Annotated in this window: 15 protein-coding genes and 1 pseudogene; 10 read left to right on the top strand and 6 right to left on the bottom strand. The window is 40.5% G+C overall.

Translation table 11 applies throughout. The features are described from left to right. Positions 1–211 (bottom strand): annotated as a pseudogene (locus tag AC2JBO_RS03000) (peptidase M48); the annotation flags it as partial. A gap of 170 nt (positions 212–381) precedes the next feature. On the opposite strand from AC2JBO_RS03000, the gene AC2JBO_RS02995 reads away from it, so the two are divergent. From AC2JBO_RS02995 to AC2JBO_RS02980, 4 genes are all read left to right on the top strand, one after another. Then, the gene (locus AC2JBO_RS02995) at positions 382–1,914 is read left to right on the top strand and encodes a helicase C-terminal domain-containing protein (RefSeq protein ID WP_496952136.1); all 1,533 of its coding nucleotides are present in this window, start codon (positions 382–384) and stop codon (positions 1,912–1,914) included. A 90-nt stretch (positions 1,915–2,004) separates the two neighbouring features. Further along, positions 2,005–2,220 (top strand): DUF2839 domain-containing protein, encoded by a 216-nt coding sequence (locus AC2JBO_RS02990; RefSeq protein WP_496952130.1) that lies wholly within the window; start codon positions 2,005–2,007, stop codon positions 2,218–2,220. Between the two features lie 1,090 nt (positions 2,221–3,310). Beyond that, the gene (locus AC2JBO_RS02985; protein WP_496952129.1) at positions 3,311–3,658 is read left to right on the top strand and encodes a DUF1815 family protein; all 348 of its coding nucleotides are present in this window, start codon (positions 3,311–3,313) and stop codon (positions 3,656–3,658) included. A gap of 453 nt (positions 3,659–4,111) precedes the next feature. Beyond that, positions 4,112–4,606, top strand: coding sequence for an acyl-CoA thioesterase (locus tag AC2JBO_RS02980; protein WP_496952128.1), 495 nt, complete (start codon positions 4,112–4,114; stop codon positions 4,604–4,606). Positions 4,607–4,648: 42 nt separating this feature from the next. Here AC2JBO_RS02980 and AC2JBO_RS02975 read toward each other — a convergent pair whose 3' ends face one another. From AC2JBO_RS02975 to AC2JBO_RS02965, 3 genes are all read right to left on the bottom strand, one after another. Next, positions 4,649–4,780, bottom strand: coding sequence for a hypothetical protein (locus AC2JBO_RS02975; RefSeq protein WP_496952127.1), 132 nt, complete (start codon positions 4,778–4,780; stop codon positions 4,649–4,651). A gap of 214 nt (positions 4,781–4,994) precedes the next feature. After that, complete coding sequence (gene dxr / locus AC2JBO_RS02970) at positions 4,995–6,191, bottom strand: 1-deoxy-D-xylulose-5-phosphate reductoisomerase (RefSeq protein ID WP_496952126.1); 1,197 nt, start codon at positions 6,189–6,191, stop codon at positions 4,995–4,997. Positions 6,192–6,301: 110 nt separating this feature from the next. After that, positions 6,302–6,799, bottom strand: a complete 498-nt coding sequence (locus AC2JBO_RS02965) for a pentapeptide repeat-containing protein (protein WP_496952125.1) — start codon at positions 6,797–6,799, stop codon at positions 6,302–6,304. A gap of 27 nt (positions 6,800–6,826) precedes the next feature. Between AC2JBO_RS02965 and AC2JBO_RS02960 the strand changes: the two genes are divergently transcribed. Beyond that, entirely contained in the window at positions 6,827–7,354 is a 528-nt protein-coding gene (locus tag AC2JBO_RS02960; protein ID WP_496952124.1) for a YraN family protein, read from the top strand. Between the two features lie 73 nt (positions 7,355–7,427). Here AC2JBO_RS02960 and AC2JBO_RS02955 read toward each other — a convergent pair whose 3' ends face one another. Next, on the bottom strand, positions 7,428–7,817 hold the full coding sequence (locus AC2JBO_RS02955; protein WP_496952123.1) for a hypothetical protein: 390 nt from the start codon (positions 7,815–7,817) through the stop codon (positions 7,428–7,430). 239 nt (positions 7,818–8,056) lie between these two features. Between AC2JBO_RS02955 and queA the strand changes: the two genes are divergently transcribed. Then, complete coding sequence (queA, locus tag AC2JBO_RS02950; RefSeq protein WP_496952122.1) at positions 8,057–9,190, top strand: tRNA preQ1(34) S-adenosylmethionine ribosyltransferase-isomerase QueA; 1,134 nt, start codon at positions 8,057–8,059, stop codon at positions 9,188–9,190. 67 nt (positions 9,191–9,257) lie between these two features. Further along, positions 9,258–10,391: a tetratricopeptide repeat protein gene (locus AC2JBO_RS02945; protein WP_496952121.1), complete on the top strand. Its 1,134-nt coding sequence runs from the start codon at positions 9,258–9,260 to the stop codon at positions 10,389–10,391. A gap of 567 nt (positions 10,392–10,958) precedes the next feature. On the opposite strand, the gene AC2JBO_RS02940 is transcribed toward AC2JBO_RS02945, so the two are convergent. Beyond that, positions 10,959–11,552: a TetR/AcrR family transcriptional regulator gene (locus AC2JBO_RS02940; protein ID WP_496952120.1), complete on the bottom strand. Its 594-nt coding sequence runs from the start codon at positions 11,550–11,552 to the stop codon at positions 10,959–10,961. Positions 11,553–11,606: 54 nt separating this feature from the next. Here AC2JBO_RS02940 and AC2JBO_RS02935 point away from each other — a divergent pair, with 54 nt between their 5' ends. The 3 genes from AC2JBO_RS02935 (at position 11,607) to AC2JBO_RS02925 (ending at position 13,892) form a co-directional block, all read left to right on the top strand. Next, the gene (locus tag AC2JBO_RS02935) at positions 11,607–12,941 is read left to right on the top strand and encodes a cytochrome P450 (protein ID WP_496952119.1); all 1,335 of its coding nucleotides are present in this window, start codon (positions 11,607–11,609) and stop codon (positions 12,939–12,941) included. Between the two features lie 31 nt (positions 12,942–12,972). Next, on the top strand, positions 12,973–13,284 hold the full coding sequence (locus AC2JBO_RS02930; protein ID WP_496952118.1) for a hypothetical protein: 312 nt from the start codon (positions 12,973–12,975) through the stop codon (positions 13,282–13,284). A gap of 95 nt (positions 13,285–13,379) precedes the next feature. Beyond that, on the top strand, positions 13,380–13,892 hold the full coding sequence (locus AC2JBO_RS02925) for a peptidoglycan-binding domain-containing protein (protein WP_496952117.1): 513 nt from the start codon (positions 13,380–13,382) through the stop codon (positions 13,890–13,892). The last annotated feature ends 78 nt before the right edge of the window (positions 13,893–13,970 follow it).

Genomic DNA, 13,970 nt, shown 5'->3' with positions numbered 1-13,970 from the left:
CGCGAAACATATGGTAAATAGTGGAATATTGACGAGGCCCAACTTGGATGGTGTTACCCATTAAATAAATTAACTGCGGGCGTTCGGCAAAAAATTCTATAAATTTACGTGCAAGAAAATCGAACCCTGGTAAACTGCGGAGCGTTTGTTCGGCTTGCCTGTCTAAAGGGTGTCGGAATGCTTCGCTTGAAATTCCTGGATAAGTTGCCATAATGCAATTGGTTAATAGCTAATAGTTAATCGTTAATCGTTAATCGTTAAATTGACGCGCTGTGGCTAATATAACAATTGCCCAGCAATTTAAGCTTTGGGCGCGTTCGCTCCAACAAAGCCAGAACGCGACTAAACGTACAAATCATTTTCGTATGGGACTTAAAGCGTGTGATTGAGGCAGAAGTTCATTTGTCATTACACAACTTCCTGCGGTCGCAGGCGGGTTTCCCTGCGTGGCACCATCACCTGACAATGGCACGGTTGGTTGCGCGCGCTTTACGTTTGGGAAGAAGTGCGCTAATTCAAGTTGGCGCAGTTTGTGGCTACCAAGGAAGGTATCGTACTAGTTTTGTAGCATCTGCCCTCATGTGGCATTCTGGAGTAGTAATTGTGGCTCCGGAAGCAGTGCAGCAACGTTTACTCAAAGTTGAAATTCCTCGTTTACAGCAATGGTTACAAGTCGATAAACCAATTAGAACAGGTGACGCTTGGGTTGGTAATGAGTTTCAAGGAATACTTTTAACGACCCCTGATATTTGGTTAAGCGCACAACTTAACAATACTGGCGCCTTTGATGATGACATTCCGACTATCATTGATGGTGTTGATGATTTAGAAGATTGGGTGCGCGCTAGTCTCACTGTCACCCTTTCCCCAGCTTCTTGGGACGAGCTTACATTTGCATACCCGAAGCGCGAGTCAGCTATTCGTACAGCCAAGGTTGAATTAGCACACAGTATTTTCAAGCATCCCGCTAATCCCTACGAATGCTATGCAGTTTCCTCTCTTGAAATAGAAATTTTACAGCGTTTGTATTCGGTTTTAGATATCCCGACTCTCCCTGAAACATGGAAAAAGTTTTATTCCGAGTTTCAAAACGCTCATCAACCACATACCTCTCCCCTGCTCTGGACTACTATTAATCGTACACACGGCACGTTTTCACTACATACCTGTCCTGTAGAACTATCAAAAATACTGGCGCCTATTTGGCAACGTCAACCAATTGTACTAGTTGGTAGTGCTGTTGAGATAGAAACCGAGGCGCCATTGTTTCGAGAGCGTATGGGTTTAGGGGAAGTCACTTGTTTAAAATTTTCTGGGGATCAAAGCGATGCCATACAGCTTTACGTGCCTTACAACATACCTTTGCCGAATACCCCCGAATATCAATCAGCTTTGATTCATAAAGTCCGTACATTAGTCTGCTTAAGTGCTACGGCGCCGGGATTAACGGTTATTTTAGTTGGGGATGTGCCGTTAAAAGCAATCGTTGGCACAATATTGGCATCAGAATTTGGTTCACGGGTACAAGTTGAGAAAACTTGTTTGGATGAAAACGGAATTTTAGTAACTGGTTGGGAATTTTGGCGCTCTTCACAAAGCGTCTTGCCTTCACCCCAGCTAATGATTATTGCCACATTACCGTTGCCGTCGCTGGAAAATCCCTTAGTGTCGCTGAGAGTCTTACATTACAAGCGTTTGCATCAAGATTGGTTTCGATTGTACCTTTTGCCAACAGCTTTAAATGAATTACAGCGTGCTGTTGCACCAGTTCGCGAAAACCAAGGAGTGGTCGCTTTACTCGATAGTCGTGTCGTCAACCGTAGCTATGGCGCCCAAATTCTTAATTCCCTGAGTCCCTTTTCTCGTATTAACTACCTTGACACCAATTTGTTTGCACCTACGAATAATGATTAACATTTGTGACGGACTAATGCTCAACCAATCACGCTATCATAGCCCTGTGTAGGTTATTAAAACTTTGAAATACCAAATTTTGATTCGATTATGGGTGAAGCAAAACGTCGCAAAACTACGCTAGGAGAAAAATACGGTCAAGAACAACGAATTCTACCGTGGCTACCTGTTACTAAAGGCCAAGCTGAAAAATTTGTCACCATCACTACTAAGGGCGCCTGGTTTGGGATTGGTGGTATGGTAGCTATTTGGCTAACCGTCCGTTTTATCGGCCCTGCTTTCGGTTGGTGGCAAATTGTCGGATAGAGACAAGCCCCGTGAGGGAAAATAATTATTAATTTTCCCTTCACCATTTGTATTTTTATTAATATTTGATAACTTCAATTAATTAGTATAATCTCAGAGGAAAGAGTAATATAAAATACTGTGGCAATTGAATACTATTAGCATGAGGGAAAACCAAGTTTGTTCACTAAACCGCTGTATGCAGGCAATAGAACATTAATTTATCATTTTGGTAACGCTCGTAACTAAAGAGCTTGGATAAGTAACTATCGATACTTTTTACCAAAGCTTAATAAACGACCTGCCGAAATGGCAACATTCTCTACATCGGTTCAGTTATCTTCGTTTTTATCAGTCAAGCAGTTTGAGATTTACTTCGGGATTGTGAATTTAAGGCTTACTATAAGCTGCATCTATACAAATTCACAATTGTCTAAAATTTCATAAACAAGATTAGGGTCATCTACGTTCATTGAATGTTAGTACTAATATATACTGCGTAAATACTGTTTAATTAAGTACTATGCTGTAACTTATCCTAGCTTGTATGTTTTGTTGAGACATGCTTTCCCAAGCTTGTAGGCTTGTACGAATACAACGAGGATAACTGTACATACTGTTTAATTTGATACATTAGAATCAAGCAGTATTAGGTATTTGATTTCCGCGCTCTGAGTGATAGTGGTGCGCGCAACACTCTATTACAGCAATCAGATGGGAAGCAAAATACACTCATGTGATTGAAAAAAAGTAACACAAGTTACGGCAATTCATGAATTTTTGTGCTATTTGTAGCTTTTCCGTGCTTGACATGTACTCAAACTGAGTTAGTCTTAAAGCGGATTCATACTCTCATAATGTCTACAAAGGAAAGATTACATGAAGAGAAAGTTAAATCTGACAATCCTGTCCGATATGTCTGGTCTCGAAAGTGAATATTTTGATACGGCAGCAAAAATCCCTATGCACTAACTTAAGCGGGAGGGGCTAGCACCGGGACTTTGTAGATGCCTGGAAATTTGTACTGTATAGTTTACAATACCAGTTAATGAGAAAATCTAAAGAAAATATAAAAGTACATCCAACCACCGTGGTGTAAGGAGGAAAAAAAGTGTTTCTAAGATTAGCGCAACAACATAGGCAATTTGTTCAAGACTTGGTAATGAATTTACAAGCGTTAGCCATAGTTCTTGAACGTCGTGGGTATCCAGCATCGTGCTACACTTGTGGCGACCAAATGAACAGTGCTTCATTTATGGTTAGTCTAGGAGATAATCACTTAATTCGGTTTTTGGTATCCGATTATGGGATTACCTGGACTGAAATGCGTGATGACCGCGAGTTGATGAAGTTGGAAGGAGCAGAGGCGGTTAACCAGCTGCAAGAGTTAGCTAACATTGTTAAATACTCAATGCAAGACAAAGGCGCCACAAGCAAAACCCTTGCCAAGCGTCACTAAGGAAATTAACTTTCGTGTGCTTTAACAAGGTAATGAAGAAATGGCTCCCAAAGGGAGGTGCTAATTGCTAATCGCTAATTTTTTAGTTAACGATACCAAAAAGTGCTAAGAACGCTATTAGCCTTTAGCTATTGTCCTTGAAACGAGTGAGCGTCAAAGCGATGAATTAATCAAAGTACAGTGTTTATAATGCGGTAGAGCGTTTGTATAACAACGGAGGCGAGCGCATTATAGTGAGTTGGAGAAAAAGCGTATATAGCACTTCGCGAGTTAACAGTGATGGTAATCATGAGTAACGATGCGGTCAAGCTCATGAGCGGGGTGACATTTCGAGTAATTTGTGCGCGTGTGTAATAAGACTCGCAGTGCTATAACTGCTTACAAAAGGTGGGACGTGTTGTTATGCTATTTCACAGGGCGGAGAACAAATAGGCATAACACGGGAATATTTATATGTCTGAAGAAACAGTAAATCAATACTCATTACCCACTAGTACAATTATTAACCCATCCTCTAGCACTTATGAGAATTGGTTTGAGTATCCAGTACGTGTATACCCACACCATACAGATTATGCTGGAATTGTCTGGCACGGCACTTACATAACTTGGATGGAAGAAGCGCGCGTAGAGTATTTGCGTACATCTGGGATCGACTATGCTGATTTGGTTGCGTTAGGTTGCGATTTAGTAGTAGTAGAATTATCGGTACGCTACCATAGACAATTACAACTAGGAAAAACAGCAGTTTTAAAAACCCGTATGGGTGAGTTAAGCGGAGTTCGTATAAATTTTGATTATGCTTTAGAATCGACGGATGGGAAAGAGTTATATATTACAGCAACAACAACGTTAGTGGCATTAGACCGAGAACGCGGCAAGATAATGCGTCAACTGCCAGCAAATGTTAAAGATGCGCTCCTGAAAATTTCTAATCCGATGAATTAATTTTTGTTACACTCCTCCCTTGAATAGGGAGGGATATAAATTTTACCTACCACCCGTGCGCGCGGTTTGAGTAAAGTAATTAATCACGTCTACTAGGGTAATTCCGTAACCTACCTGCAAAAAGAAAATAATTGCAGCTAATAATGCTGCGTTGACGACAGTCGTCTTAATCACTCTCAGAAGGAATGTGAAGATCAACCACGCTATAACCAAAGCTATGAACATATAAGTATAAAACTATGTCAGTATCTAAAGATAGTGAATCGTTACTGGGTAACGTATTTATTTTGAATTAAAACACCCATAGTACTACTTGATTGTGACTAAACTTAAGCTTAATTTAAAGATTCCCGACTTGTTCAAGAAGTCGGGAATCTTAGGAGGGTGATTAATGTAAAGTCAGGAATTGCGGTCGAGACTCTAATTGCTCAGTAACAGCTAAAACTTGTTGTCGTGCCCATTTGTCGGCAGCTACTATATCTTCTAAAGAAGGGTTTGAACAGTTATCAGATGTATGACGAGCGCATGTCATTTCAATACAGCGTGGGATATCCAAAAACTTGATCTTCTCATCTAAAAATAAAGCTACAGCTTGCTCGTTTGCAGCATTTAAAACTGCTGGCATCGAACCGCCTGCTCGACCTGCTGCATACGCTAAATTCATACAGGGATATTTTTCATGGTCGGGTTCACGGAAAGTTAAACTTCCAGCTTTGACCAAATCAAGTCTTTCCCAGTCAGTATAAATTCGTTCTGGGTATGACATTGCGTACAGCAACGGTAAGCGCATATCAGCCCAACCAAGTTGCGCCAGTACCGATGTATCTTGAAGTTCAATTAATGAGTGAATAATACTTTGGGGATGAATGACAATTTCGATATTGTCGTAGTCTATTCCAAACAGGAAGTGCGCTTCGATTACTTCCAAACCTTTATTCATTAAAGTTGCTGAGTCAACAGTAATTTTGCGTCCCATTGACCAATTAGGGTGTTTTAAAGCATCTGCAACTTTCACATTTGCTAAATCGGATACAGCCCAATCGCGGAAGGCGCCTCCCGAAGCGGTAAGAATAATCTTGCGTAGTCCACCTTCTGGCACACCTTGTAAGCATTGAAAGATTGCGGAATGTTCTGAGTCAGCAGGTAATAATTTGACACCATGCTTTTGAATTAGAGGCAGAACAACAGGACCACCCGCGATTAAAGTTTCTTTATTAGCAAGAGCAATATTTTTTCCCGCTTTAATTGCTGCGATAGTTGGAAGTAGTCCAGCACATCCAACGATACCAGTAACAACGCTTTCGGAATCACCATAAGCAGCCACCTCGATAATTCCAGCCTCACCAGCAAGTAAAATTGGCTTGTAATCAAGGTCTTTAAGTGCGTCTTGAAGTATCGGTAATTTTTCAGGAGCGCAAATTGCTGCTATACTCGGTCGAAATTGACGAATCTGTTTGATTAGCATTTCGACATTATTACCAGCCGCCAAACCCACAACACGGAATTTGTCGGGAGACTGTGCCACTATATCTAAAGTTTGAGTTCCAATTGAACCAGTGGAACCAAGAAGAGTTATTGCTTTCACAATTTTTTAATTATCATTAACATCTTTAATTAAGTGTAAAGTGTAAAGTGCTGAGTGCTGAGTAGAGACGCGGAATACAAACTCAGCACTCAATACTTAGCACTCAGCACTCAAAAACACATTAGAGTCTCGCGCGTGTCGCGTCCGGTTTTAGGATTTGTCCCTTTTGCGACTTTACATAATTTATTTTGTTCATCGTCGCGTAGAAGAACGTCTGTAAAATCTGCTCCATCGATAATGGCGCCATCAAATTTGGCGCTAGCGGCGAAAGCTCCTTCTAAAACGGCATTAGTCAAGTTAGCCTTAACTAAACGTGCGGAATCTAGGGTAGCATTCGTTAAATCCGCACTAGTAAAATCTACTGATTCAAGATTAGATGCAAAAAAGCTGACACCACGTAGGTTGGATTTACTAAAATTACTTTGCTTTAAGTTTGCTTTTGTAAAGCTAGAGTCGCTCAAATCACGTCCCGAAAAATCGGCATCAATCAGAATTTCCTTGTTGTAGTCGAGTGCAAAACTAGCAGGCACCAAGACTAAGTTAAGGGTAATGCTTATTATTCCGTAAAAGAATAAACTTAAAATACACGTTACAATACGCTGACTCATACAGTTCTAGGGTACTAATCTACATTTATGGCTGCTGCATACCATTATCCCGATATCGGTACATTAGGTGAAGACTTTGTAGCGCAATGGTTGACTGAAAGTGGTTGGAAGGTTTTACACCAGCGATGGCGCCGTAGTCGTATAGGGGAAGTAGATATTATTGCTGAACTGCCATCTTTTTCAGTTTCCAGCAATACTACTAAAGAAATAACTTTGGCGTTTATAGAAGTTAAAACGCGCAGCGCGGGAAACTGGGACTCTGGGGGAAGATATGCAGTCGAGTCACGCAAACAGAAGAAAATCTGGCGTGGGGCACAAATGTTTTTAGCTGAACACCCTGAGAAAGCAGAATATACATGTCGCTTCGATGTAGCAATTATATTTTGCTCACCTAAGTCAAAACAAACGTTGAAACAAAAGTCAAAACGAACTTCAAGTGGCATTAGCAAAGCTAAAAATCTATATAGCCTAGCTCTTCAAGAAACTCCAGACTATCATTTAACCTTACAAGAATATATTATTGGTGCTTTTGATTCTCTAGAAGATAACCTTTGATCAAGAACACCAAATTGACAACCTAAATATTTACTGACGCTCGCACTCAGCACTCAGCACTCAGCACTCAGCACTACGCCAAAGTTTCTGGACAATAGCCTAAACCTCGCACAAACTGTTGGCGGAATGCCTCAATCTCCTCTCTTTCAGGATTTCCATGCGAGACAATTGCAACTTGGTAGCGACGCATAACATCAACAGGACACTGCCCAGCTTCCAAACTCCACAGTGCCATTTGGACGCGCATTGGTGGTTCGTAACTGATTCCTAACTCGTTTAAGAATGCACGAAAATCACCGTCTAAGTCTGACGATACTGGACTAGTAAGTTTAACTCGTACTACCCAACCATCAATTTGATGAATCACAGTTACAAAAGAAACGGGTAACTGCTGTTGGGAATGTAAGAATTGAACTACTCTAAGGGTTAGACTGGCATTTGCCAGATAATACAAATATTCCATTTCGCTCTTGGGATGAAAGCCAATCCTACATATCTATTATTGGAACAATAACCCCATCATCCGGTAGGGTAAAAGCCCCCGTTTTTTGGTGGGGAGGTTTACCCAATATTCATATTTATATTTACGTGTCACTTAATAGCATTCATCATAAACTTAAAAGCTTAGATTGACCCCTAATCGCTAACCGTTTCATTATAAAGAAAAGCTAAAATTACCTTGTATCCATTATTAGAATCTAGATGCAGCAAGAATTAGAAGCCTTTAATTTGAATTCAACTTCTACCCTAGGAGAGAAATATTTTGATTTAGACCGTTCAACTGCTGGTTATGATTACGACTTACCAGAAGAATTAATCGCTCAAAATCCTGCGGTTCCTCGTGACAGTTCAAAATTGCTAGTAGTAAATTCGACTAGTCAAGGCGATAAAAGTCTTATTTTACACCATATTTTCAGTGAATTGCCGGATATATTACGACCAGGCGATTTATTGATAATGAACGATACTAAAGTTATTCCGGCGCGTTTACACGGGCGTAAATCTACGGGCGCCTCTGTTGAAGTTTTACTATTGTCCGAGCGTAGTCAAAATTGTTGGTTAGCATTGGTGAAACCTGGAAAACGTTTCAAGATTGGGTCGCAGTTGTTTTTTGAGGCGCCGAGGAGTGAGAGCAAATTAACAGCGACAGTTATTGACTCGGATAAAGCAACAGGTGGACGGTTCTTAAAATTTGATGTGCCTCCAGGGAAATCTTTAGTACAGTTGTTGGAAACATTTGGCGAAGTGCCTTTGCCACCGTACATTACAAAAAGCCAAGCATCCGACGCGCAATATCAAACGGTGTATGCTCACACACCTGGAGCAGTCGCGGCGCCTACTGCTGGGTTACATTTCACTCCAGAATTACTTGATACATTAGAGAAAAAGGGCATTAACCGCGCGTTTATAACGCTGCATGTAGGTGTGGGAACGTTTCGTCCGGTGGAAGTAGAAGATGTTACTACACACACAATGCATTCGGAATGGATAGAAGTGCCACAAAAAACAGTTGAACAAATCAAAGCGACACAAGAGAAAGGTGGGAGAATTATAGCAGTTGGAACAACGGTAGTTAGAGCGTTAGAAGGCGCCGCAGCAGGTACGGGTGAAATAACTGAATTTTGCGGCAAGACAAATTTATTTATCTATCCTGGTTTTAAATGGCGAGTCATCGAAGGGTTAATAACTAACTTTCATTTGCCCCGCTCTAGTTTGTTGATGCTAGTCAGTGCGCTTATCGGTCGAGAAAATTTACTCAACATATATAGAGAAGCGATAAACGCGCGTTACCGTTTTTACTCGTTTGGTGATGCGATGTTAATTCTGCCAGAATGATATTTCATAGAAAATACTGGGAAACCTATACTTAGAGCCTTTAAATATAAGTGCAGGTCTGCCTGATATGTCTCATAATTATCATTTTCATAAGTATTTACGCTTTTATTCCCAAATTACCCTTTTTACAGCCTCTGTTTTGCTAACGCTTGCGGCGCCGAGTTTTTTAAATCCTTATAGTAAATTACTGGCACAAAATGTCGTTACTCAAGATTTAGAAGCAGCAGGTTTATACCAACAAGGAGTAATCCGTTACAGCCGTGGAGATGATCAAGGTGGAGAAATGCTACTGCGGCAAGCATTACAGCGTGACCCAAATTTGGCAGCCGCGCGTACTTACCTTGGTAATATCATGTTAAAACAAAACCGCCTTGATTCAGCGGTGCAGGAATATTCGGAAGCAGTACGTATTGACCCCAACTTTGCTGAAGGTTATTTTAACTTAGGCTTGGGACTGCACAAGCAAGGGCAACGTGAAGCTGCAATTACTGCCTATCGTCAAGCATTAGTTATAAACCCAACAATGGCAGCAGCACATTATAATATGGGGTTGGCGCTGTACGAGTTAGGACAAATTAACGAATCAATTACAGCTTACCAACAAGGTATTAATATCGACAGCAGCAATGCGAACGCTTTCTACAACTTAGCTATTGCTTTAGAACAAACAGGACAAGTTCAAGAAGCAATGAATTCTTATCGCCAAGCATTAAATATTAATCCAGATAATGCTGCTGCTCAAAATCGTTTAGGTAGTTTGATGGCAAAAAGTGGTTTAACAACCGAAGCGATAGCAACTTACACTGAATCAATTCGCCGTACAGCCGTAAATCCAGATGCTTATTATAGTATTGGGGTAGCTTGGATGAATACTGGTGAATATAAAAAAGCAAACAGAGCATTCAAACGCGCGCAGCAACAATATCGCCAACAAGGTAATATACAACAGGCTGAAAAAATAGAAGAATTAATCATTCAAACAGCACAAGGTGACAAACCAACCACACCCGCAGCAGCATCCCAACCCCAAGTTCAACCCGAAGCAACAACTCAAACTGAAACCCCAACCGAAAACCCCGAAAATACTAATAGCCAACCTCCAAAAGAAACCCAACCCAACAATACCAGCGAATCAACCCAAACAAAAGTAATCGAATTTGGTCAACCAGTGCCATCCCAATCAGAACAAAATAAAAGTTAATATTCTTGTAGCATAGGCGTCTCGCCTGTGCAGTCACGTCAATTTTGCAACGGATGCAACGGATGTAACGGATAAGCTACTGGTTACAAATATAGGTAGGGTGCGTGAAAGCTTTTGCAGTATATAGCATTTTTCAAACAAGTGAGGTACAAATTGAGTTAGCACAACTCTTGTGGAACGGGCATCCCTGCCCGTCCCGCCTGTGCTTTATTTGAATGGAAACCGCTATATCAATGAAACACTTTCTTAAAGTGCTTTCACGCACCATCGACGATGCCGGTGCGTGGCGCTACAAGATTTTTCGTGAAAAGTGGAATTTTTGCGTGGCGCCACACACCCTACCATACCGTAACGGCAGGTGCCTAACCGGACGCACAGGCGGGACGCCTATGCTACAACACACCAAAACTATTGACACAGACCACTACCCTTCAAGAGATTTTTGTTTAATATATTCTAAAAACTCGTCATCTTCCCTATTGACTAAAATCTACTCTCTTAGCTGTTTTCGAGTCATTTGTTCAAAATTAGGGTTTGGTAAATCTATAATTACCCCTTCCTTTTCGTTTATCTTTCATTTTCACCTTTAAGCAAATACCCTAAAGCGCGACGGACATATAATTGCCATGATTCTGTAGTGGGTGGAAAAATTAACCCATAAAGCATGATGCCGCTCATCATATCAAACACAATACCTGGCTCCAAATCTACACAAACTTCTTTCCTCGCTTTTGCCCTTTCCATAACCACAGCAAAAGCATCTCGTCGAGGTTGTAAATACTTTTCCCAATAAATACGCGCGAACTGAGAGTTACTCGATGCACTGCTAATAATCATCGCTACAGTTTTTCTTCCCAAGGGAGTAAAAGTAATTTCCGCTGCACTCTCAATTAGTGCATCAATATCACTCCACATGCTACCTGTATCAGGAATCACCACATCTTGCCTAACACTTTCAATCGCATCAGCGACTAATTCCTCTTTAGATGTATAGCGACGATAGATAGTCGTCTTACCCACACCCGCGCGTGCGGCAACTCCATCAATACTCACACCATCAAACCCTACTTCGGCAAGTAGTTCCAAAGTCGCTTGCAGCATAGCTTGATGAGATTGGAGACTTCTGGGTCTTCCAGGCGATTTTTTGCTATTATCACTCATAAGTGTTATTATATTTACGACACAGTATCGTATTTAATTAATTATTTAAAAAATATGCTTCAATCTAGCTTACCTTTACCCCCTGGTAACTTGGGCTTACCTGTAATTGGCGAGTCAGTGAGTTATCTACGCAGTCCAGCTAGCTTTATGGAGAAGCGACAAAAACAATACGGTAATATTTTCAAAACTCATCTTTTCGGTTTTCCCACAATTGTCCTTATAGGAGCAGGCGCCGCACGCTTTTTGTTTGCCAACGAAGGTCAAAAATTTGAGATGACGAATACCCCTAGTTTTGAGAGACTGCTAGGAATAAATTCAATTGGAGTGGTAACAGGTGCCGCTCACCAGACATTGCGAAAATATTTATACCAAGCGTTTGCACCAAGAGCATTGGCAAATTACGCAACAACAATGCAAAACATTACCCATCGCTACTTAAAACTTTGGGAAAAAATGGAGACATTGACTTGGTATCCAGAATTAAAAAAATATACCTTAGATATTGCTTGTCAGTTGTTTATTGGTGTAGAAACTGAGTTAGAAGAAGCATTAGAAAAAGTTTATGAAACTTGGAGCGATGGATTATTATCCATTCCCGTGCGGTTTCCTGGTAATAAATTTTACAAAGCTATTCACGCGCGCGAACAATTACTTGCCCATTTTGATAAGCTGATAGACCAGCGTTTACAAAACCCTACTGATAATCAAGATGTATTAACGATTTTATTACAAGCGCAGGATGAACAAGGTAAACGATTGAGTCGAGACGAAGTAAAAGATAATTTGTTAGGTATGTTAGTTGCTGGACATGAAACTCTAACATCCGCACTAACTTCGCTATGTTTGCTGCTCGCTCAACATCCAGATGTACTGATAAAAGCGCGCGTCGAACAAGAACAGTTTAAATTCTCAGAACCCATCACCCAAGAAGACTTAAAACAAATGACTTACCTTGAGCAGGTAATGAAAGAAGTTTTAAGGATGGCGCCTCCTGTAGTTCGCAGTGGACAGCGAAAAGTATTAGAACCATGTGAGTTTTCTGGATATCAAATTCCTGCATATTGGGCAGTATTTTATCAAATACAAGAAACCCACCAAGACCAAAATATATATAGTCATCCTGAAAAATTTGACCCTGACCGTTTTTCTCTAGAAAAAGTCGAAGACAAACAAACAGCTTTTGCTCATATTCCCTTTGGGGGTGGAATTAGGGAATGTTTAGGTAAAGAATTTGCCAAGCTAGAAATCAAGTTATTTGCAGCTTTATTAATTCGTGAATATGAATGGGAACTGGCGCCAGGGCAGAATTTAGAGCGAGTAGTATTACCCTTCTCACGTCCACACGATGGATTAAAAGTTAGATTTAGAAAACGTGTTAGGCTAGTATAAATATGCTACCTAATCAATTTACTTGAGTCATATGACTATTGTCAAGAGCGCGAAACCTTTCAGCAGTAATGTTACGGCGACATTGAAGCGGCTCGTTGCTCTATTAGAAGAGGATGAAACCGATGAGTATGGAATTTTACAACCGAGCCAGCGTGCTTTTAAGTTAGCGATGCGATTAGTAATAGATGCCTATGAAGCAATGGGGAATAACTTTCCCAAAGCATCCGTTTCGACGCGCAAGTGTTACGGAGTTGCTAGCTTTGAAGTTGGACGTGTTCGAGAAATTGGTTTAGATATACAGCAGGATTCTGTTAACCATGCCAATATTGTTGGTTTACCTTAATTCCGTTATGCAAAAAAATATTTTTAGTTTTTCCGTAACTTTTAAAACTTAATGTGTAGCCATGCTTATCAAAATTCACACCACAGTAAAAAATTATGCCTACTACATTTACAGCTTTAAAAGAAGGTTCAACAGGAACCGATGTCCGTAAATTACAACAAAATTTAACAACTCTCAAGTATTATACAGGCGCCGTTGATGGTGTTTTTGGCGCCAATACCAAGAATGCTGTCGTCAAGTTCCAACAGTCTCATGCAGTCAAAGTAGATGGTGTAGTTGGGTATGAAACTGAAGCAGCTATTCAGCGCGAAGTCTGGATATCACAGCGACAAACATTGAAGCAAGGTTCTCAAGGTATTGATGTTAAAAATCTTCAAGGTTTATTGCATGGTGCCAGCGAAATTGGTCAAGGTGATTTCGGTATAACTAAAATTGATGGTGTTTTTGGCGCCAATACTAAAGCTGCTGTTATCAAGTTTCAACAAAAGAGAAATCTGACTGCTGACGGTATTGTCGGTGCCAGTACATGGAAGCAAATTTCATTTTTGAAGACATTTGACATGTCTCCAGAACAAATTGTTTTAAATGGAGTTTTTAGCATAGCTTAATTCGTACATTGTAGAGACAAAATGTATTCAGTCTCTACATTAAGCTATTATAATAGTTTCAAATCCTTGAAACTACGA

Source organism: Calothrix sp. CBUCES-K 9914 (genome assembly GCF_059640475.1).
Note: the sequence above shows the minus strand (reverse complement) of the source record. Positions and strands in the feature narration are given on the sequence as shown.

Bases quoted from the DNA above. Each gene is read 5' to 3' on its own strand.
- AC2JBO_RS02990 (WP_496952130.1), top strand. From the start codon at position 2,005: ATGGGTGAAGCAAAACGTCGCAAAACTACGCTAGGAGAAAAATACGGT.
- AC2JBO_RS02980 (WP_496952128.1), top strand. From the start codon at position 4,112: ATGTCTGAAGAAACAGTAAATCAATACTCATTACCCACTAGTACAATT.
- AC2JBO_RS02965 (WP_496952125.1), bottom strand. From the start codon at position 6,799: ATGAGTCAGCGTATTGTAACGTGTATTTTAAGTTTATTCTTTTACGGA.
- AC2JBO_RS02960 (WP_496952124.1), top strand. From the start codon at position 6,827: ATGGCTGCTGCATACCATTATCCCGATATCGGTACATTAGGTGAAGAC.
- AC2JBO_RS02955 (WP_496952123.1), bottom strand. From the start codon at position 7,817: ATGGAATATTTGTATTATCTGGCAAATGCCAGTCTAACCCTTAGAGTA.
- queA (WP_496952122.1), top strand. From the start codon at position 8,057: ATGCAGCAAGAATTAGAAGCCTTTAATTTGAATTCAACTTCTACCCTA.
- AC2JBO_RS02945 (WP_496952121.1), top strand. From the start codon at position 9,258: ATGTCTCATAATTATCATTTTCATAAGTATTTACGCTTTTATTCCCAA.
- AC2JBO_RS02940 (WP_496952120.1), bottom strand. From the start codon at position 11,552: ATGAGTGATAATAGCAAAAAATCGCCTGGAAGACCCAGAAGTCTCCAA.
- AC2JBO_RS02935 (WP_496952119.1), top strand. From the start codon at position 11,607: ATGCTTCAATCTAGCTTACCTTTACCCCCTGGTAACTTGGGCTTACCT.
- AC2JBO_RS02930 (WP_496952118.1), top strand. From the start codon at position 12,973: ATGACTATTGTCAAGAGCGCGAAACCTTTCAGCAGTAATGTTACGGCG.
- AC2JBO_RS02925 (WP_496952117.1), top strand. From the start codon at position 13,380: ATGCCTACTACATTTACAGCTTTAAAAGAAGGTTCAACAGGAACCGAT.